The organism is Anaerotruncus rubiinfantis, assembly GCF_900078395.1.
GTDB classification, from domain to species: Bacteria; Bacillota; Clostridia; order Oscillospirales; family Ruminococcaceae; genus Anaerotruncus; species Anaerotruncus rubiinfantis.
The window spans coordinates 193,843-211,772 of record NZ_FKLA01000007.1 but is presented as its reverse complement, the minus strand read 5'-3'; the positions used below and the strand labels follow the sequence as shown (position 1 = coordinate 211,772).

The 17,930-nt window shown below is 54.9% G+C and carries 19 protein-coding genes and 1 pseudogene; 5 read left to right on the top strand and 15 right to left on the bottom strand.

Going from position 1 to position 17,930, the window contains the following annotated elements:
* Window positions 1-5 precede the first annotated feature (5 nt).
* The gene (locus BN4275_RS01935; RefSeq protein WP_066453038.1) at window positions 6-938 is read left to right on the top strand and encodes a LysR family transcriptional regulator; all 933 of its coding nucleotides are present in this window, start codon (window positions 6-8) and stop codon (window positions 936-938) included.
* Between the two features lie 80 nt (window positions 939-1,018).
* On the opposite strand, the gene BN4275_RS01930 is transcribed toward BN4275_RS01935, so the two are convergent.
* Window positions 1,019-2,557, bottom strand: a complete 1,539-nt coding sequence (locus BN4275_RS01930) for a hypothetical protein (RefSeq protein WP_066453036.1) — start codon at window positions 2,555-2,557, stop codon at window positions 1,019-1,021.
* A 413-nt stretch (window positions 2,558-2,970) separates the two neighbouring features.
* Here BN4275_RS01930 and BN4275_RS01925 point away from each other — a divergent pair, with 413 nt between their 5' ends.
* Complete coding sequence (locus BN4275_RS01925; RefSeq protein WP_066453034.1) at window positions 2,971-3,951, top strand: M23 family metallopeptidase; 981 nt, start codon at window positions 2,971-2,973, stop codon at window positions 3,949-3,951.
* A gap of 40 nt (window positions 3,952-3,991) precedes the next feature.
* On the opposite strand, the gene spoIVA is transcribed toward BN4275_RS01925, so the two are convergent.
* The 8 genes from spoIVA to BN4275_RS01895 all read right to left on the bottom strand — a co-directional run bounded on the left by spoIVA (window position 3,992) and on the right by BN4275_RS01895 (window position 9,627).
* Window positions 3,992-5,470 carry a stage IV sporulation protein A gene (gene spoIVA, locus BN4275_RS01920; RefSeq protein WP_066453031.1) on the bottom strand — a complete coding sequence of 493 codons (1,479 nt, stop codon included), beginning with the start codon at window positions 5,468-5,470 and terminating at the stop codon, window positions 3,992-3,994.
* Window positions 5,471-5,500: 30 nt separating this feature from the next.
* Window positions 5,501-7,033, bottom strand: a complete 1,533-nt coding sequence (locus tag BN4275_RS01915) for a DUF3794 and LysM peptidoglycan-binding domain-containing protein (RefSeq protein ID WP_066453029.1) — start codon at window positions 7,031-7,033, stop codon at window positions 5,501-5,503.
* Window positions 7,034-7,186: 153 nt separating this feature from the next.
* On the bottom strand, window positions 7,187-7,438 hold the full coding sequence (locus tag BN4275_RS01910; RefSeq protein ID WP_066453027.1) for a hypothetical protein: 252 nt from the start codon (window positions 7,436-7,438) through the stop codon (window positions 7,187-7,189).
* A 141-nt stretch (window positions 7,439-7,579) separates the two neighbouring features.
* The gene (spoVM, locus tag BN4275_RS17875) at window positions 7,580-7,663 is read right to left on the bottom strand and encodes a stage V sporulation protein SpoVM (protein ID WP_118480463.1); all 84 of its coding nucleotides are present in this window, start codon (window positions 7,661-7,663) and stop codon (window positions 7,580-7,582) included.
* Window positions 7,664-7,696: 33 nt separating this feature from the next.
* Entirely contained in the window at window positions 7,697-7,858 is a 162-nt protein-coding gene (locus BN4275_RS17125; protein WP_154018789.1) for a hypothetical protein, read from the bottom strand.
* Between the two features lie 121 nt (window positions 7,859-7,979).
* Complete coding sequence (locus BN4275_RS01905) at window positions 7,980-8,219, bottom strand: helix-turn-helix domain-containing protein (protein ID WP_066453026.1); 240 nt, start codon at window positions 8,217-8,219, stop codon at window positions 7,980-7,982.
* 682 nt (window positions 8,220-8,901) lie between these two features.
* Entirely contained in the window at window positions 8,902-9,084 is a 183-nt protein-coding gene (locus BN4275_RS01900; RefSeq protein ID WP_066453025.1) for a hypothetical protein, read from the bottom strand.
* A gap of 3 nt (window positions 9,085-9,087) precedes the next feature.
* A complete protein-coding gene (locus BN4275_RS01895) occupies window positions 9,088-9,627 on the bottom strand; it encodes a stage V sporulation T C-terminal domain-containing protein (protein ID WP_066453020.1) in 540 nt (179 codons plus the stop codon).
* Window positions 9,628-9,879: 252 nt separating this feature from the next.
* Here BN4275_RS01895 and BN4275_RS01890 point away from each other — a divergent pair, with 252 nt between their 5' ends.
* From BN4275_RS01890 to BN4275_RS17645, 3 genes and pseudogenes are all read left to right on the top strand, one after another.
* The gene (locus tag BN4275_RS01890) at window positions 9,880-10,083 is read left to right on the top strand and encodes a spore coat associated protein CotJA (protein ID WP_066453018.1); all 204 of its coding nucleotides are present in this window, start codon (window positions 9,880-9,882) and stop codon (window positions 10,081-10,083) included.
* On the top strand, window positions 10,076-10,327 hold the full coding sequence (locus BN4275_RS01885; RefSeq protein WP_066453016.1) for a spore coat protein CotJB: 252 nt from the start codon (window positions 10,076-10,078) through the stop codon (window positions 10,325-10,327). Before BN4275_RS01890 ends, BN4275_RS01885 begins: the two co-directional genes overlap by 8 nt.
* A gap of 8 nt (window positions 10,328-10,335) precedes the next feature.
* Window positions 10,336-10,929 (top strand): annotated as a pseudogene (locus BN4275_RS17645) (manganese catalase family protein); the annotation flags it as partial.
* A 386-nt stretch (window positions 10,930-11,315) separates the two neighbouring features.
* Here BN4275_RS17645 and BN4275_RS01875 read toward each other — a convergent pair.
* The 6 genes from BN4275_RS01875 to rlmN form a co-directional block, all read right to left on the bottom strand.
* A complete protein-coding gene (locus tag BN4275_RS01875) occupies window positions 11,316-12,365 on the bottom strand; it encodes an aldose epimerase family protein (protein ID WP_066453014.1) in 1,050 nt (349 codons plus the stop codon).
* Window positions 12,366-12,387: 22 nt separating this feature from the next.
* Entirely contained in the window at window positions 12,388-13,020 is a 633-nt protein-coding gene (locus BN4275_RS01870; RefSeq protein WP_079987998.1) for a thiamine diphosphokinase, read from the bottom strand.
* A gap of 4 nt (window positions 13,021-13,024) precedes the next feature.
* Window positions 13,025-13,918 carry a ribosome small subunit-dependent GTPase A gene (rsgA, locus tag BN4275_RS01865; protein ID WP_066453012.1) on the bottom strand — a complete coding sequence of 298 codons (894 nt, stop codon included), beginning with the start codon at window positions 13,916-13,918 and terminating at the stop codon, window positions 13,025-13,027.
* Window positions 13,919-13,928: 10 nt separating this feature from the next.
* A complete protein-coding gene (pknB, locus tag BN4275_RS01860) occupies window positions 13,929-15,911 on the bottom strand; it encodes a Stk1 family PASTA domain-containing Ser/Thr kinase (protein ID WP_066453011.1) in 1,983 nt (660 codons plus the stop codon).
* Between the two features lie 20 nt (window positions 15,912-15,931).
* Window positions 15,932-16,666, bottom strand: a complete 735-nt coding sequence (locus BN4275_RS01855) for a Stp1/IreP family PP2C-type Ser/Thr phosphatase (protein ID WP_161940171.1) — start codon at window positions 16,664-16,666, stop codon at window positions 15,932-15,934.
* Window positions 16,667-16,892: 226 nt separating this feature from the next.
* Entirely contained in the window at window positions 16,893-17,924 is a 1,032-nt protein-coding gene (gene rlmN / locus BN4275_RS01850) for a dual-specificity RNA methyltransferase RlmN (protein WP_066453010.1), read from the bottom strand.
* Between the last annotated feature and the right edge of the window lie 6 nt (window positions 17,925-17,930).

Genomic DNA, 17,930 nt, shown 5'->3' with positions numbered 1-17,930 from the left:
AAGTGATGAATTTAAGTTACCTGCGCTATGTTTCGGAGGTTGAAAAAACCGGCTCGATCACCAGGGCCGCCCAGAACCTCTATATGGGGCAGCCAAACCTCAGCCGTGCAATCAAGGACCTTGAGCAGGAGATTGGCATCACCATCTTCAAGCGCACCGCACGAGGCGTGGAAACCACCCGCAAAGGCGCGGAATTCCTCTCCTACGCCAACACAATCCTTTCCCAGATCGACGAGCTGGAATCTCTCTACAGCCCCAAAACCGACCGCGCTCTGCGCCTGAACCTTTCGGTGCCGCGCGCAACCTATATATCGGTCGCTTTTACTGAATTCATCACCGGCCTCGACCCAAAGGAACAGATGGACATCCGCTTTAAAGAAACCAATTCCATGGCTGCTGCAAACGACGTCTCCGGCGGCGAATCCGATCTCGGCGTAATCCGCATCCAGAATCTTTACGAGCCGTATTTCGTTTCCTACCTCAAAGACCTCAAGCTGCAGTATGAGTCGCTCTGGGAATTCACAATGACCCTGCTTATGTCAAAAGAACATCCGCTCGCGGCGCTTGGTGATGTCCCCTATCATAAGCTTGGCGGTTACACCGAGATTGTCCATGGGGATTACCAGGTGCCTTCCCTGTCCTTTTCAGAGATCGCCCACGGTGCCGGTCTTGACTGTGCCGAGCGGCGGATTTATGTCTACGAGCGCGGCAGCCAGTTTGATCTTTTGCAGCGTGTCCCCGGCACCTTCATGTGGGTTTCCCACATTCCGGAGGACGTACTCGAGAAAAACGGGCTGGTCCTTCGCCCCTGTTCCCTCTCAAAGCTGGTGAACAAGGATCTGCTCATCTGGCGCAAAGGACATGTTTTCACGCCGCTGGAAAACCAATTCATTAAAAAGCTCCGGCAGGCCTGTGAAATACAGAAGTCCCTCATCTGACAAAATAATGAAAAAAACCATCCCGCAGCCTATGACCGCGGGATGGTTTTTTCTATTCGGAGATTTTTGGAGAGCAATTTTTAGAAGCCGGTGCCCGGGTTGACTTTATCGGTATCAACCGGAACTTCATCTGCCGGGACTTCATCGTCAGCAGCTTCGGTAACCGGAGCTTCCGCAAAGATGTAGGTGCCCAGCTGACGGGTCTTCATGGTAAAGACGAAATTGTCGTCGTCGTTCCACTCGAAGGTGCCTTTGTCGGTGATGTCGATCAGGTTGCCGTCCGCATCCTGCTCGTAGACAATGATCGAATCCTCGTCGACAGTCAGCTCGTCGTCCTCGTCGATATACGGGACATACAGTTCGAGTTTCGCGCGGGAGGTGGAGGAAATCTGCGGGTTCGAGACGAACTCGCGGACAAACGCATCCTGATCCGCAAAGAGTTCCGCGTAAAGGATGTTATCCCACTTGGTGGAAAGCTTCGGATAGTAAACCTTCGTGTCGCTGTCTGCGGTGAAGGTCAGCTTTGCAAGCTCATCATTCTCATCTTCCCACAGGATGGTGTTCTCTTCGTTCTTGACCGGTTTGATCACGATACCGCCAGTGCCGGCAACATGATCAACATCGTCGGACTCGTCTTTTGCGTTCTTCATCCAGAATTTTCCGAAATCTTCAACCTTGACCTTATCGCCCTTTTTGTAAGCGCCGTTGTCCTCGAGAACCTTCAGCGAGACATCCAAGGTGATCTTGGTTTCATCATCAGTATAGATTTCTTTCATCTTGGCTTCGATGTACATGCCGCGCTGGCTGCTGGATGCAGCACGATTACCGGTGGACATCTCAAAGAGATCCAGCTTGTCCTCAATGACCTTTGCAGACGCAACATTCTTGGAGCCGTCACCTTTCTTGACCTCAATCTCAAAGAGATCGTCGTCATTGAACGGCTTTTCAATTCGGAAGTAAACACTCTCGCCCGATTTGACGCTGTCGCCCGGGAATGCCTGGTTGGTCAGCTTGTCAGCGCCTTTGACCAGCGGCTCCGGATGGATGACATAGCCGCCCGCAAGGGCCGCTTCCAGTGCAGACTCGGTGACAACCGAACTTCTCGCAGTAGTAGTGTCCACTTTTGCAGTGACAGACGAAGTTTTAACTGGATCTTGGGTGCGGTTCCCAGGGTTTGACTCATCTTCTGCATACTGTTTGACAGTAATTTTGCGGTTGAAAGAGTCCTTATCCGCATCCAACCAGATGAGCAGATGGTTTTTGTTTGCCCCATAGGTTCCTGCTGACGAAGCAGCATACTCGCCGCCGTCGTCAATATCATAACCGTCGACTTCAATCGGACGATCGGAACCAATCATCTCTGTAATATCAAAGTCGACTTCCAGCAGGATACCGAACCATTTTCCCTGCGTTCCTGCTCCATTGGCAAACGTTCTCAGTTCTCCATCAAACCAGATTTTCTGGCCGTCGGTTCTGACCAGTTCAGTGTTATATTTGAGATCTGGGTCGCTGTCATCCGGGGTGGCCAATACAAACCTCGGAGCATCCGCAGCAAACGCGACAACGCCCATGGTCATAACCATGGCCACTGCCATTATGAGGGCCAGTACCTTTTTCATAGTCTTTCATCCTCCTGAATATTTTTTTGATCCTGTTTGGACTTTTTCCAGAAAGCTCTCCGAAACTTTCCAGAATTAACCTTCTTTAAAATAGCATGCATATATTTTGAATACAATCGGATCTCCGGTTTTTCTACACATGCGATATATCATCAACAAGTTTTTGTCTCCGCTGTACGCAATATATTGTGTTTTCAGTAAGATATTATACGCAAAATCGCCAGATTTTGCGTATCGGTAAATATCCGGATATTTTTTTCGATTTTTGAATATTTGTGCAGTTTGCCTCTGGATTTTTCAAGCGTTTTTGTTCTCATTTGGCCGCCGGCCGAGAATCGCCCCGCTTTTTCGCGCCTTTTCGATTGACTTCCCCTGAGAAAACGCTACAATCAAATTGTGAAAGGAGGCCGCCTATGAATCGGATTGTAATCGTTGCCGCCGCGTTGCTTGCCGCGGCGCTTGTCTGCGGCTGCGCCCGGCACGCGCAAGAAAAACCATACTCGGTGAGCGAACCGCCGGCGTCCATAGAAAGCGCACAAAGTGTCCCCCCTTCCAGCGCACCCGCATCCCAACCTGAACCGGCTATGTCCAAACCGCAAACGCCCAAAACCGCTGCTCTGCCCGAACTGCTTGTCAAAACAGAGGTTTTACAGGGGGATATTCTCGTCCTGCGCGTGACGAATGCGGCGGAAGTCCCGCTCACCGCCACAACCAGTCTTGGTTTTACACCGCAGTTTTTCCCGGACGGCGCCGATCAGCTTGCGCTGCTGCCCATCCGCTATACCCTATCTCCCGGCAGCTACACGCTCGACGTGGCCGGGGAGGGGATCTCGTTTCATACCCAGGTGGCTGTCCTGGAGCGGGAATTTGAAGTGCAGCATCTGGAGATTGACGAGTCGATCGCGGAGGATACCGCTTTGAGCGATACGGCAAATTCCGAATGGTATGCGAATATGGAGCCGCTCAAGCTGGTGTCCGATCCGGAAATTCATTGGGAGGGCAGGTTCATTCTGCCGTGTGAAGGGGAACTCTCCACCCAGTTTGCCTGTATCCGCTACACAAACGACGACCCAAACCCCACCCGTCACAATGGCATTGACCTGGAAACTGAAATGGGGACCCCTGCTGCCGCGGCAAACAATGGGCGCGTCCTGTTTGCAGGCTTTTTGCAGCTCACCGGGAACACAGTGCTGATTGAACATGGCTGCGGCCTCAAAAGCTGGTATTATCATATGTCCGCGCTGCATGTACAGGCAGGTGACCTGGTCGAGAAGGGGGAGCTTATTGGGGAGATTGGCAGCACCGGCTATTCGAACAGCCCGCACATGCATTTTGCCATATCAGTAAACGACGTGTTTGTGAATCCCTGGCAGGCTGTGGACAGCGATCTCTAAAATTAAAACCGTCCGCGGCAAAGTGCGCGGACGGTTTTTATTACAGAATAATGCAGATCAGTCCGGTGCAGCCGTCGTTGATGATCCGTTCGATCGTCTCCTGCAACTTCAGGCGCGCGTCGCCCGGCATCCGGTAAAGCTTGTTGTGCAGCCCCTGATTGACCAGCTCATGCAGGCTGGTGCCGAAGATATTCGATTCCCAGATCTTCTGCGGGCTTTCCTCAAATTCGTGGAGCAAATAATGCACCAGTTCCTCCGACTGTTTTTCGCTGCCCACGATCGGGCTGACCTCGGTTGTGATGTTTGCGGACATCATGTGGATGCTCGGCGCGCTCGCCTTGAGGCGCACCCCGTACCGGCCGCCCTGCTTGACGATCTCCGGTTCCTCCAGTGTGAGTTCCTCCAAGCCCGGCATCACAATGCCATAGCCGGTCGCTGCTACCTCATCCAGGGCGGATTTCACCTTATCGTACTCCTTTTTCATCTGTGCAAGCTCGATGATGCAGGGCATCAGGGCGCTTTCATCCGGGATCTCAAGCCCGGTTGCTTCTCCCAGGATCTGATAAAAGAGGGCGTTGGGCACATCGACGCTCACTTTGGCGCAGCCGCTGCCCAGATCGACTCCATCCACCAGCACCCGGCTTACATATTCGCATCCATTGAGTCCGGTGATCTTCTTGTTCAGTTCCCCGATATGGGCGATATCCGCCGCCGTGTCATGAATCGCGCTGTAAAGCGCGCTGCGCAGCCAGTGGTCGGGGGCCAGAGCGGTTACCCAGCCAGGCAGCGTAACCGCAACCTCCCGCACCGGAAATTGGAAAAGCACATCGGCAAGCACCAATTTGATGTCCTCGTCGGAAAGATCCATACAGTTAACCGCCACAACCGGGACGCTGTACTTCTCCTCCAGTTCGGCGCGCAGGGAAATTGCAGACGGTGCGGAGGGATTTACACAGTTTAAGAGGACGACAAACGGCTTGTTGATCCCCTGAAGCTCGTTTACGACCCGCTCCTCGGCTTCCGCGTATTCGCTGCGCGGGATGTCGCTGATGCTGCCGTCAGTGGTGACGACCAGGCCGATGGTGCTGTGTTCGTTGATGACCTTCTGAGTACCGATCTCGGCTGCCATGTTGAAGGGAATCTCCTTATCGAACCATGGCGTCACCACCATGCGGGGCTGATCGTTTTCGATGTAGCCAAGCGAACTGGGCACGATGTAGCCCACGCAGTCGATCATCCGCACATTGAGGCTGGTGTTCTCCCCCAGGGAGATCTTAACGGCTTCTTCCGGGATAAATTTGGGTTCGGTGGTCATGATCGTGCGGCCTGCCGCCGACTGCGGCAGCTCATCGGTGGCGCGTTCCCGGACAAATTCGCTGCCGATGTTCGGGATGACCAGCGTTTCCATGAACCGTTTGATGAAGGTGGATTTACCGGTACGCACCGGCCCCACCACGCCTATGTATATATCGCCGCCCGTGCGTTTGGCGATGTCTTTGTAGATGCTCTGTGCCTCCATTGTTTCCTCCCCTTTCGGTATTTTCGAGCTTTATTTCATCGGGATGAGCAGCATCCTGCGTCCGCCCAGCGTGTCGCCTTCCAGCTCATTGCCCGCCCGGATTGCCTCGACCGAGGTGTTGTAACGCTTGGCGATTTCCCAGACCGGTTCCTGCTCGTCGGCGTAATAGAGGTACAGGATGTTTTCCTGACGCGGCTTTTGATGGGTTTCATCCACTGTGATGTCACAGATCACTTTTTTGCGGTACTGGTTATACATTCCGCCTTTGATTTTGATGTTGCAGCGCACTTCCATCTTATCGTGCCCGCTCATCGAGAAGGTTGCGGATTCCGCCTTCACCACTGGATGGAACACCATCGTATCGAACGCCGTCTTGACCGGGATCTTGTGGCTGAATTCGCGCAGCTGGTCGTAATAGGCAATTTCATCGTTCTCCTCGTAAACAAACATGCAGATATCGAGTTTTCCGGTGACCACCGCGCAGTCCTCTTCGATTTTTACATTCATCCCGGAGGGCACGCACCACAGGTCGACGATACTCTTCACGTTCTGGGGCAGATCAAGGGATTCCTTATACATGCAGTTTTCCGCCACCACATCAATAAGCTGCACAAACGGCACCTGTTTCTGATTCTGTTTGCATTCAAACTGAGTGGAGTAACAGTCGCAGCAGGTTTCGAGCTGCATTTTACGGTGGGCGACGGCGCAGGCGTTGAGGGTGATCTCCAGCCCGAACATGCGGCTTTCACCGTCGGAATTGTTTTTTGGGGTCACATCGATACCGCAGACGTCATACCAGGTGCTGCACAGGCAGTCCTCATCCACGCCTTCGATATCGATGATCTGGCTGACCGGCAGCGCATATTCCATCACTTCCAGCCGTTTGGGATCTTCCTCGCACTGGTAAATGATTTTTACCGCCGCCTCCCCCTTGGTGATGAGCTTGCCCGCGATCACCTTGTAGTCGGTGACCTCCGCGGTGGCGGCATACCGGATAACGCCGCCTACCGAGGGTTTGCCGTAACCGAGCTCGACATCCTCGCGCACGACCAGTTGGCGGGCCGCCTGTGGGAATACGCGTGTGTTCTCGACAGCCGTGCGGCAAAGCTGCATACCGAGGCCCTGCGCCCCACAGACCACCTGTTCCTCAGTCTGGCCGGTAACCCGTGCCGAAATACTGACTGCCCCTCGCATGTCGAGCCTTCTTTGGCTGACGGCGCGGCAGTTGAAATAGTCCACATTCTGCGTGACATTCACCGAAGGGTTCTGCGGCGCGGCGCGCAGTTCGATCATTTTGGTGTAGGGGATTTTATACTCCGCATGGCGAATACAGCCATCCTCCCCCAGATAATAAAGGTGCGCCACTGCCATTCCATCCACCGAAAGTTTATCCCCATTTACTGTACTGGAGAGCAGAAGCGGCATCACCTCGCAGCGCAGGATCTTCTGGATATCGGGACAGTAATCGGGCAGCAGCACATCGCATTCGAGCGGCTGCTCGGCTACGCCGTCGTATATGACTTCGTTGATACTTACGGTCTGTTTTTGCAGGTTAAGCTCCATAAATATACCCTCTCCTTCTGTTTGCTACCACAAATATATGTCCAACCTTAGGGTTATATGCCGTCTAACGGGCAAAAACACGCGGTTTGGCCAAAACGGCGTGGGCAAAAAGAAAAACCGTGCCGGGAATCCCCGGCACGGCAAATGAAACGCTTATTTTTTTGTATCCGTTACCCGTCTGATCACAGCGGCCAATAGCTGGCTGGCTGCGGTCACTGCGGCAACAAAGGCGAAGGCCTCGCTGTCAAACAGGAATGAAATCCCCAACATCCCGCAAATGAGTGCAAAAGCCAGCCCACGGGCGTCATTCCTGCCGCCTCCCCCGAATTTCCATGATAAAACCAGCTGAACAATCGCCGCGAAACACCAGGTGATGCCGATCGCCATCCCACTGCCTGTCAGCATATTCGATCCCTCCTGAAATATCCTTATAGAAAAGTCATTCTATCACCGCGCAACGCAAGCCAAACGAAAGCCCCACGCGGGAAGGCTGCCGTCCGGCAGCCTTCCCGCGTGGGGCTTTCGCACCCGCTTATGTAGGACTTTTCAGGCCGGTTCCTTTTTAATTTTAAAAAAGAACCGCAGGATAGGGGACAAAAACTTGGGGCTTTTGATGACAACAATTTTCATACTGCGACCAACCTTTCCTTCGATTGACTCGGATTACAGCAGCAGAATCCGAATGCCCAGCGCGATCAGAAGCGCGCCCGCCAGGATGAGTACCAGCTTCAGCGACGCGAACACCGCCAGCACAATCCCCAGGCCAAAGCCCGCGCAGCACCATGCCCAATGGTTGCAGTCGCAAAATTCTTTTCTCGGTTTCATCCACTCACCCCCGACAGCTTCTTAATTCCAGTATACGCATCCGGCATTTTTTGGTTCCTGCTGCGGCAAAGCCCTCCGCAGGACACAAAAAAGCCCCGGCCAGGGCCGGGGCGCGATTCTCTCAGGTTTCTTCCTCCAAATTTTCAAACAACGGGGAATCAAAAAACTGCCGCAAACTGATTTCCAACCCGTCACAGAGCTTTTTGATCGACACCACCCCGGGATTCAGGCTTTTCCCGTTCAGGATGCTGTAGATCGTTGAGGGTGAAACACCCGCAAGGTTTCCAAGTGCGTTGACTGCCATGTTGCGTCCATTGCACAGCTCGATAATACGCCGCGCAACCGCTTCCTTTGCATTCATTGAATCCGCCTCCATCCAGCAGGTCCATCGGTTTACACGCCTATCCAAACTGTATACTCTCAAAGAGGAGTTTTTCTGTATGTAACTTGCCGGCGGTCCGCAGGGCGTTTACCGGGTCCTTTCCCCACCTCTTGCCGCACATGTCCGGATCTCCATTAACACAGATTCCACACCTGTCTCCTCCCCTTCCATATCAGCGTTTTCCTTAATCTATAGAATATCATAATAGCGCAGCGATTTGCAAGCCGCCAAAGGCCCGGATCGTCCTGCGCATAAATTGGTATAATAGCCGCTCTGCGGTTATTATACCACAGATTCCACCGGAATGGAACAGGCTGTAAAATACAATCCCGTCATCTGTCTCCCATAAACCTTCCCGGCCCTCGAAAAAACGTCATCACGGATTGGACAGGCCCGCCTGACACGCACGGTACGATTTCACGCCCCGTAGTATGGGACTGATCTGATAAGGACATGATTTCCGTCCGCAGTCTGAAAAATGGCTGCTGGCGCTATTATGGAATTCCCCGAAATGAAAAGCCCCCAGCCGCAGGATAAAACCTGCAGCCAGAAGCTTTTCTTCGGCATTCTTTCCTCTGCCGCGGAGACCTCATATGCGCTGGCCGGCGAGGGATTCCAAACAGAATCAGGCGCCGGAAAACAATATGGAACCCATCTTCCTTTAAAGATCATCCGCATCCTGCACGGGAACCTCGCCGTAGTTGAGTGGTTTTCCGGTGTAGCTCCCGTTCGGATCAGTGTGGCTGGGCGGCGTTGAAATCATCTGTGAAACTACACGGCTCACACGGTTCTTCGCCTGCGGCGAAAGCTGTGCGTCACACGGCTTTTTTCCCTTTTCCGCCATGGGTTATTCCTCCATCTGGCGGCCGAGGAATGCCGCGCCCACCTGGATCAGTTTGATTTCGGTATCGGTCGCCGGGCTCGGGTTATCCCCCGCCAGGAACATCAGGCTCCCGCAGACATCGCCCGCTGCGATGATCGGTGCCTGTACCAGCGCAAAACGGTCGACACCTTCCACCGGCTGCATCTTTCGTCCGTCGCCGGTCACCGCAAAGCTGCGGCGCTGTTCCATCACTTCTTCGAGCTGCGGGGATACGCGGCGTTCGAGCAATTCCTTTTTGGGGATGCCCGCCACGCTGATCACATGGTCACGGTCGCAGACCACAACCGGATAGCCGCCGATTTTACCCAGGACCTCCGCATACTGCGATGCAAATGAGGAAAGTTCCCCAATCGGGGAATACTTTTTAAAGATCACTTCGCCGTCATTATCCGTATATATTTCAAGAGGATCGCCCTCTCTAATTCGCATTGTGCGCCGGATTTCTTTCGGTATGACTACGCGGCCCAAGTCGTCAATGCGCCTCACAATTCCTGTGGCTTTCATCAGAATTGTTCCTCCTTTTATTTTGCCATCTTCCATTGGCTTTGTCTTGGCAAGGTTATTATTGACTGGCAAAATCGGATTTATGTGGAAGGCACATTTTGTTTTTCAGGAATCTTATGGCAGCAATTTTATATTTTGTGACACAAACGCCAAATTCCCTGAAAAAAACGCGATGAACGCTTTTACAGGAGCGCCATAGAATGAATTGATGGGTACTGACCCCTAGTCTTGATAAAGGAGAGATTTTCGTATATGGATTGTAAACTTGACGCTCCGGCGGTCCTTATTACCGTCGAAGAAGATTTCTGTCCCGACGAAATGCCTGCATTGGCGATGACCTATTCGCCATGGCAGGAATGGGACACGGTTTACGAAGCCGAAGTTGGTCTCAAACGCGGCACCATCTTCCCTGGGCTTGATAAACCGTTCTGTGAGGGGGCGTGTTCCTGTGTGTGAGAGACAGCGCTTGCTCAATCTGATCCGCACCTACGATTTCGCGCTCACCGAGGTTTCCCTCTACCTGGACAGTCATCCGAACTGTCCGAAAGCGCTCGCTTATTACCAAAAGCACAAACAATTGCATGAAGAAGCAGTCCGGCTTTATAACGAACAGTTTGGCCCGCTTACCAACCGTCAAAATTCAGATGCAACCAGATGGTCCTGGACCGACAATCCGTGGCCGTGGGAAAAGGAGGCTTAAGTACATCCATGTGGTTATATGAGAAAAAACTGGAATACCCTGTGAAAATTAAAAATCCAAATCCCGCGCTTGCCAAGGTGATTATCAGCCAACTCGGCGGACCTGACGGAGAAATCGGAGCGGCTACCCGCTACCTGCAGCAGCGTTACAGCATGCCGTACGGCCAAGTGAAAGGGATGCTGACCGACATCGGCACAGAAGAGCTTGCACACGTTGAAATGATCTCCGCCATTCTCTATCAGCTCACCCAGAACCTGTCCATGGCTGACATCAAGAAGAGCGGATTCGACACCTATTTTGTCGATCACACCACCGGGGCATTCCCGCAATTTGCCTCGGGTACACCGTTCACTACCGCGATCCTGCAGGTCACTGGCGATGCGCTGGCAGATCTTTATGAGGATCTCGCTGCTGAACAGAAAGCCCGGCTTTCTTACGACAATATCCTTCGGCTGATCGACGACCCTGACGTCCGCGATCCGATCAAGTTCCTGCGCGAGCGTGAAGTCGTGCATTTCCAGCGCTTCGGCGACGCGCTGCGTATTACGCAGGATAATCTCGATGCAAAGAACTTTTACGCTTTCAACCCAAGCTTTGATAAGAAATGCAACCCGCCCGATACAGTTCCGACCACTCCCTGCACAAGTAAAGCTGCCCCAGCATCCTCCTGCGGTTGTACCGCTGCGCCCATGGCCCCTGCCTGCGGATGCGCTGCCGCGCCTGTAGCCCCTGCCTGCGGATGCGCTGCCGCGCCTGCAGCCCCTGCCTGCGGATGCGCCGCTGTGCCTGCAGCCCCTGCCTGCGGATGCGCACCGGCCGTGACCCCGGTCCCTGTAGTAGAACCCGCCTGCGGATGCGCCCAACAGCCCAAGCCTTATAATCCCTGTGCCAAATACAGCAAACGCGGCAGGTATATCGGCTGAGTCCTTCGCCATGCCGCAAAACCCAAAACGGGTCCGCGAAATTTTTCGCGGACCCGTTTTTCACATCATTCCTTCACACTGAAGCGGTAGACGGTGATCTGGTCGTAATGCTCCCCTTTATACAGGATGGGGCTTTCAAACTCCGGATGGTTGACAGCGTCCGGAGCAAATTGGGTCTCCAGCGCGAGGCCCGCATGCGCATAGTATGTGCATCCGTCCTTGCCCTTCTGGAATCCGTCCAGCTTGTTGCCCGCGTAGAACTGCACACACGGACAGGTTGTCCACACAGAAAGCAGCCGCCCGCTTTCCGGATCGTACAGATCCGCCGCCGGGTGCAGCCGTTCGGCGCCCTTGCGCAGCACCCAGTTATGGTCATAGCCATGACCGAAACGGAGCTGCTCATAATCGTCACCGATCCGGTCGCCCACCTTGCAAAAATCCCGGAAATCCATGGGCGTTCCCGCGACCGGTAGGATTTTCCCAGTCGGGATGCTCCCGGCATCCGCTTCGGTAAATTCGTCAGCATAGAGCTTCAGTTCCTGATGCAGAATGCCGCCGGAATCGTGCCCCGCGAGGTTCCAGTAGACATGGTTGGTAAGGTTGCAGAGCGTGTCCGCGTCGCAGTCCGCCTCATAATGGATTTTCAGCTCGTTTTCGTCGTTCAGGGTATAGGTAACCCGCACATCGAGCCCGCCCGGATAACCTTCTTCTCCGTCCGGGCTGAAGGTGGTGAGGGTGAGCGACTGCATCCCCGGCTGTTCGGACGGCTCGGCTTTCCAAAGCTTCTGGTCAAAGCCGGAAATCCCGCCGTGCAAATGATTTTTGCCGCCCTCGTTGCAGGCAAGCTGATAGACTTTGCCATTCAATGTGAACTGGCCTTTGCCGATCCGGTTGCAGCAGCGCCCGATCAGGAGTCCAAAAAAGCCCTTGCGTGCGCGGTAACCCGCTGCGTCCCGGTAACCGAGCACAATATCCGCAAGCGCTCCATCCCGGCCGGGCGTCCACACACGCACCAGGGCGCCCCCCAGGTCGCTGATTTCAACGGTGACGCCGCGGCTGTTCTTGAGCTGGTAGAGACTTGCGCCTTCTCCAAACGGCTTTACAGTGATTGCCATATGTATTTCCTCCTTCAAATCTTCATACGCCCTCCCGGGACGCGACAATGAGCAAGGTCCCCTCCCGCACCGAAATACACGCGATATCTCCCGCAAATTCGTTGCTTACACCGAGCGGGAAACCTGGGGTCAGCGTGTGTTCTTCGAGCGGATACGAAACACCGGAAAGGGTCACTCCATATGCCGGACCTCCCCAAGCGAATACCGAAAGATGACAGCCTGGGAGCTTTTTCAGCGTAACATCCCCGTTTCGAACCGCCCAGGCATGGTTTTCGTCCGTATGGATCTGCCCGCGCGCGCCCTGCTCACAGAGGAATGCAAGCGACTGCAGGTTCGCAACCGTGTGGTCGAGCCGCCCGCCAAAACCGCCCAGAATGAAAAAATCCCGAAAGCCGCGTTTTAGCCCTTTGCGCAGGCCAAGCAGCGTGTCGGTATCATTTTTACGCGCCGGGACTTCCTGCACCGGAATCCGCGGATCGATCTCGCCTCCATAGGAGTCAAAATCCCCGACCACCAGGTCGGGCAAAAGCCCGCGTTCCTGTGCAAGCAGGTAGCCGGAATCACATGCGATGACATAGTCGTCCGGCAAAACAGTAAGCGGCACCCCGCCGCAGCGCGACGGTCCTCCCGCCAGGATAATGCAGCGTCCCTTCAAAAGCCTAACGTCCCTTCAATTCCCATTCTTTGATCTTTTTCGCGTCCTCGTAAAGCGCGCGGTAACTCGCATGCCGCGAGGGGTGGATCTTCCCTTCTGCAAGTGCGCTGAGGACCGCACAGCCTTTTTCCACCGTGTGGGAACAGCCGGTGAATTGGCAGCGCCCGGTATATTCTGCAAACTCCGGGAAACAATCGGCCAGTTCTTCCTTGCGGATCACCTCGTACCGTTCGAGTTCAACCGCCGAAAAGCCGGGCGTGTCCGCGATGTAGCCATCCTCCCCGATCCGGTAGAGCTCAACGTGACGGGTCGTGTGCCTTCCACGGCCAAGTTTCTGGCTCGTTTCTCCGGTGGCCAGCGCCAAGCGGCTGTCGATCCGATTCAGAAGGCTCGATTTTCCCACGCCGGTATTGCCGGTGAACGCGCTGATTCCATGGCTGAGCGCCGCGCGGATCTCCGCGATGCCTTCATCGCTCTTGTCCGAAACGGTGAACAGGTCGATTCCTGCCAGCCGGTAGATCTCCTGGAGTTTCCCGGCGCTGCCAAGATCCGCCTTGGTGACGACCAGGACTGGCCGGATACCCTTGTGGCAGGCAATCGCCAGCATCTTGTCAATCACGAGCGGATTGGGGGCCGGATCACAGACCGAGGTCACAACCGCCAGCGTGTCCAGGTTTGCAAGCGGCGGGCGGATGAGCGCGTTTTTGCGCGGCAAAATCTCCGAGACGCAGCCGGTCGTCCCGGAGATCACCTCCACCTTCACCCGGTCCCCGCAAAGCGGGCTGACCCCATCCTTGCGGAAGAGCCCCCGGGCACGGCATTCATAGATGACGTCACCGGCGGCTACATAATAGAAGCCGCCGGTCGCTTTGATGATAAGTCCTGTCTGATAATCCATGTGTTTTTCCTTATTCGGTGAACTCATCCGAGTAGTCGTTGATCAGCCTGTGTCCCTTGAGATCGAAGTCGAGCTCGTACATCTGGTACAGCTCCCCGTCAAAATAGATATTGACTTCCACATTCCCTTCCCCCTGGAAGAGCGGTTTCCAGGTTTTCATCTCAGAGGGATTGACATTGTCCCTGGCAACCTGCTGCCCGTCCATTGTGGCGGACATCTCGACAATCCGGTTCACGTCCTTTGGCAGCGGGATGAAGAGAGTCATCTTGATGGTGCCGTCATCCCTGCCGACCACCGTCACGTCGATGAGCGAATTCTGCGAAACCTGTGAATCTGGCGCCGGGGACTGCTTGATGATCGTTCCGTCCGGATAATCTTCGTCCTCGTCCGGCTCCTCATAGGTGATCCGGCCGATCTTGAGCTTAAAGTTCTCGAGCAGGGTCTTTGCGTCGTCCAGGCTGATGCCGATGGTCAGATCCGGCACTGTGACCAGTTTCTCCTCGCGGCCCATGCTGACATAGATCGCGACCGAATCGCCCGCCGCAACCTGTGACCCCTCCGGCAGCAGCGCGCCGTTCTCGTCGGTGAGCTTGACCACGCTGCCAGACGGGATGTTGTCGTCAAAAATGGATTTTTCGTCGTAAAGCACGCCCCACTCGCTCAGCTGCGCAATCACCTGCGCCGCATCCTGCCCAGTGAAATCCGGAAGTGTGGTGGTGAGTTTTCCGGTACTGACCTTGACTTTGATATCAGAATTGACCTTGACCGTGGTACCCGGTTTGGGGCTCTGGTCATAGATGATCCCTTTGCCGTATTCGTTATTATAGTCGGTTTCGATCACCTGGATGTTGAACTGCTCATATTTTGGGGAGATGCGGACATTGTCGTACTTTTCCCCGATGAGCGTTGGGATGGTCGCGTCGGCCACCGTCGCAAACGGATTATTGAGCCAGACCATCCAGCCGATGAACGCGCCCGAAACGAGCACGAACGCCGCCGTGACCCCCGCGAGCACCGGGATGATCGGGGCGCGCTTGGGCTTGTCCTTCTTGGATTTCTTGCCCTTGTCCTTCTTGCTCTTGCGCACATCCTGGATCGCATCGGAATATTTTGTTTCGTCATGCGCGTGCGGCATATTCAGATATTTATATTCAAATGAGATAGACGGGTCGCGTTTGAACTCGTCGATATCGCGCAGCATCTGCGCCGCGCTCTGGTAGCGTTTGTTCAGATCCTTTTCCATGGCGTGCATAGTGATCTCCTGTAAGCCCTCCGGAATCGATGGGTTCAGCTCGCGCGGCGGGACAGCCGCCGACTGGATCTGTTTGAGCGCGACCGAAACCGGCGTGTCCGCCTCGAACGGGACCTTACCGGTCAACATCTCATAGAGGATGACGCCCACCGAATAAATGTCGGTGCGCGCGTCAATCGCGCCGCCGCTCGCCTGTTCCGGGCTGATATAATGAACCGAACCGATCGCCTTGTCGGTGAGGGTACGGGTTTCGCTGCGCGCAAAGCGGGCGATACCGAAATCGGTGATCTTGATGGTGCCATCCGAAAGCAGCATGATGTTCTGGGGCTTGATGTCCCGGTGGACAATCCCCTTGTCATGGGCGTGCTGCAAAGCGCGCAGGATCTGCACAGTGAAATGCACCGCTTCCTTCCATTTGAGGATACCCTGCTGCTCGATATACTCCTTGAGGGTGATGCCGTCAATATACTCCATAACAATCGACTGCATCCGGTCGGAAAAGCTGACGTCATAGACGCGCATGACATTCGGATGGTTGAGGACTGCCATCGCCTTCGATTCGTTTTTGAACCGGCGGCGCATATCCTCGTTGTCCATATATTCCTCACGCAGGATTTTCACGGCCACGATGCGGTCCTCGATCACATCGTAAGCCTTGTAGACGTTCGCCATCCCGCCGATTCCGATGATCTCCATGATCTCGTAGCGGCCGTCCAGCTTTTTTCCCAAAAATTTATCCATTCAAGGTTTCCTCCTGCGTCCTATTTCGCAATAATCACGGCTGTAATATTGTCAGATCCACCTGCTTTATTCGCCTCGTCAATAAGCAGGAAAACATCCTGCTCGCTCGCGCAGGTACCCACCAGGTCGAGATGCTCCTCCGGCGGCGCAAAACTATAAAGCCCATCCGAACAGAGAAGCAGCCGTCCGGCGGCAAAGGGGGTTTCGGAATATTCCAGTTCAATCATCCGCTCCACGCCGAGCGCCCGGGTGATATAGTTGCGCTTGGGGTGCTTCTTGGCTTCCTCCTCGGTGATTTCGCCGTTGTCCACCAGAAGCTGCACCACGCTGTGGTCGCGGGTGAGCCGCCGGAGCTTGCCGGTATCCTGTGCGAACAGGTAGGCACGGCTGTCTCCCGCGTGCGCAATGCACAAAAGATCGTCCCGCACGACCGCAGCCACCACCGTGGTGCCCATACCGCGCAGGTTCTTGTCGTTTTCGCTCATCTCAAAGATCACGGCGTTCGCAGCCGTGATGGCGGAAATCAACATCGGTTTGACCGACGAAGCCAGCGGATGGGCATTGAGCCCTCTTGAAAGCGCCTGCCCGATGATCTCGACTGCCTTCGAACTGGCGATGTGCCCGCCGCTTTCACCGCCCATGCCATCGCACAGCACAGCATAGGCCGTGTTGTCATCCAGCACTTCATAAACGAAAGCGTCCTGATTGATCGGCCGCACCCGTCCCTTATCGGTCCCGGCAAAGATTCGTATCAAATGAAAACCTCCCTTTTTTGCGCGAGTCAGTTGCGGTTCCCGTCCACAACTGACGGGCCGTTCAGACAAGCCGAAGCAGTCGCGCATCACGGGCGGAAGGTCGGCGACCCTCCCCCCGTGTGCCCCTTCCTGTTGGGGGCCCGTTGGCTGTTGCGGTGGAAATGCCGCGTCCGCAGCCCTGCGGCGCAGCAGGATCAAAAGTTTAAGAAGATCCGGGAAACCCTATTCAAAGGGTTTCCTGGCGGCGCAGCTGTCCGCAGGCCGCCGCAATGTCCGCGCCAAGCTCCCGGCGTACAGTTGCGTTCACCCCGTACCGTTCGAGCGCGGCTCGAAAACGTTCGACCGCCTCGCGGCTCCCGCGCTGATAACCGGTCTCCTTCACCGGATTGACCGGGATCAGGTTCACATGCGCCGCCATGCCGCGCAGGCGCTCTGCAAGCTCTTTTGCATGCGCGGGCGCATCGTTCACACCGGCGATCAGTGCATATTCAAACGAGACTCGCCGCCCTGTGACTTCAAAATACCGGCGGCAGGCCTCCAGAAGCTCTTCAACGCTATACTTTTTATTAATTGGCATCGACTGGTTGCGGATGGCATCATTCGGCGCGTGCAGCGAAACGGACAAAGTCAGCTGCAATTTGCGCGCGGCGAGCTCATAGATCTTGTCGACCAGCCCGCAGGTCGACAGCGACACATGCCGCAGGCTAAGGTTCAGTCCCTCCCTGGAGGAAAGGATCTCCAAAAACGCCATCACATTATCGAAATTGTCGAGCGGTTCGCCGATGCCCATCAGCACCAGACTGTCGACCCGCTCGCCCGAATCGGCCTGCGCTGTGTAGACCTCGTCGAGCATTTCGGACGGCGTGAGGCTTCTCACCAGCCCGCCGATGGTCGAGGCGCAGAATTTGCAGCCCATCCGGCATCCGACCTGCGTGGAGATGCAGAGCGAATTGCCGTGGCGGTAACGCATCAGCACCGCTTCCACACAGTTTTGGTCACGCAGCTCATAAAGATATTTTACCGTACCATCCAGGTTGGAAACAAGTCTTTTTTTGACGCGGATGGCGTTTATGTAAAATTTTTCATCAAGCTGTTCACGAAGCGCCGCCGAAAGGTTGGTCATTTCAGCAAATGTGGATACCCGTTTCCCGTGCAGCCAGCTGTAAATCTGTCCCGCGCGAAAACGCGGCAGGCCCATTTCACAGACCGCCGTTTCAAGTTCCTTGCCTGTTAAGGATTTGATGTCCTGTTTACCCATTCATTT

What these genes read in the sequence shown, in the direction of transcription:
- BN4275_RS01905 (WP_066453026.1), bottom strand. Translation starts at nt 8,219, where the DNA reads ATGAATGCAAAGGAAGCGGTTGCGCGGCGTATTATCGAGCTGTGCAAT.
- BN4275_RS01895 (WP_066453020.1), bottom strand. Translation starts at nt 9,627, where the DNA reads ATGAAAGCCACAGGAATTGTGAGGCGCATTGACGACTTGGGCCGCGTA.
- rsgA (WP_066453012.1), bottom strand. Translation starts at nt 13,918, where the DNA reads ATGGATTATCAGACAGGACTTATCATCAAAGCGACCGGCGGCTTCTAT.
- BN4275_RS01935 (WP_066453038.1), top strand. Translation starts at nt 6, where the DNA reads ATGAATTTAAGTTACCTGCGCTATGTTTCGGAGGTTGAAAAAACCGGC.
- rlmN (WP_066453010.1), bottom strand. Translation starts at nt 17,924, where the DNA reads ATGGGTAAACAGGACATCAAATCCTTAACAGGCAAGGAACTTGAAACG.
- pknB (WP_066453011.1), bottom strand. Translation starts at nt 15,911, where the DNA reads ATGGATAAATTTTTGGGAAAAAAGCTGGACGGCCGCTACGAGATCATG.
- spoIVA (WP_066453031.1), bottom strand. Translation starts at nt 5,470, where the DNA reads ATGGAGGCACAGAGCATCTACAAAGACATCGCCAAACGCACGGGCGGC.
- BN4275_RS01915 (WP_066453029.1), bottom strand. Translation starts at nt 7,033, where the DNA reads ATGGAGCTTAACCTGCAAAAACAGACCGTAAGTATCAACGAAGTCATA.
- BN4275_RS01875 (WP_066453014.1), bottom strand. Translation starts at nt 12,365, where the DNA reads ATGGCAATCACTGTAAAGCCGTTTGGAGAAGGCGCAAGTCTCTACCAG.
- BN4275_RS01910 (WP_066453027.1), bottom strand. Translation starts at nt 7,438, where the DNA reads ATGCTGACAGGCAGTGGGATGGCGATCGGCATCACCTGGTGTTTCGCG.
- BN4275_RS01930 (WP_066453036.1), bottom strand. Translation starts at nt 2,557, where the DNA reads ATGAAAAAGGTACTGGCCCTCATAATGGCAGTGGCCATGGTTATGACC.
- spoVM (WP_118480463.1), bottom strand. Translation starts at nt 7,663, where the DNA reads ATGAAAATTGTTGTCATCAAAAGCCCCAAGTTTTTGTCCCCTATCCTG.
- BN4275_RS01890 (WP_066453018.1), top strand. Translation starts at nt 9,880, where the DNA reads ATGGATTGTAAACTTGACGCTCCGGCGGTCCTTATTACCGTCGAAGAA.
- BN4275_RS01925 (WP_066453034.1), top strand. Translation starts at nt 2,971, where the DNA reads ATGAATCGGATTGTAATCGTTGCCGCCGCGTTGCTTGCCGCGGCGCTT.
- BN4275_RS01900 (WP_066453025.1), bottom strand. Translation starts at nt 9,084, where the DNA reads ATGGCGGAAAAGGGAAAAAAGCCGTGTGACGCACAGCTTTCGCCGCAG.
- BN4275_RS17125 (WP_154018789.1), bottom strand. Translation starts at nt 7,858, where the DNA reads ATGAAACCGAGAAAAGAATTTTGCGACTGCAACCATTGGGCATGGTGC.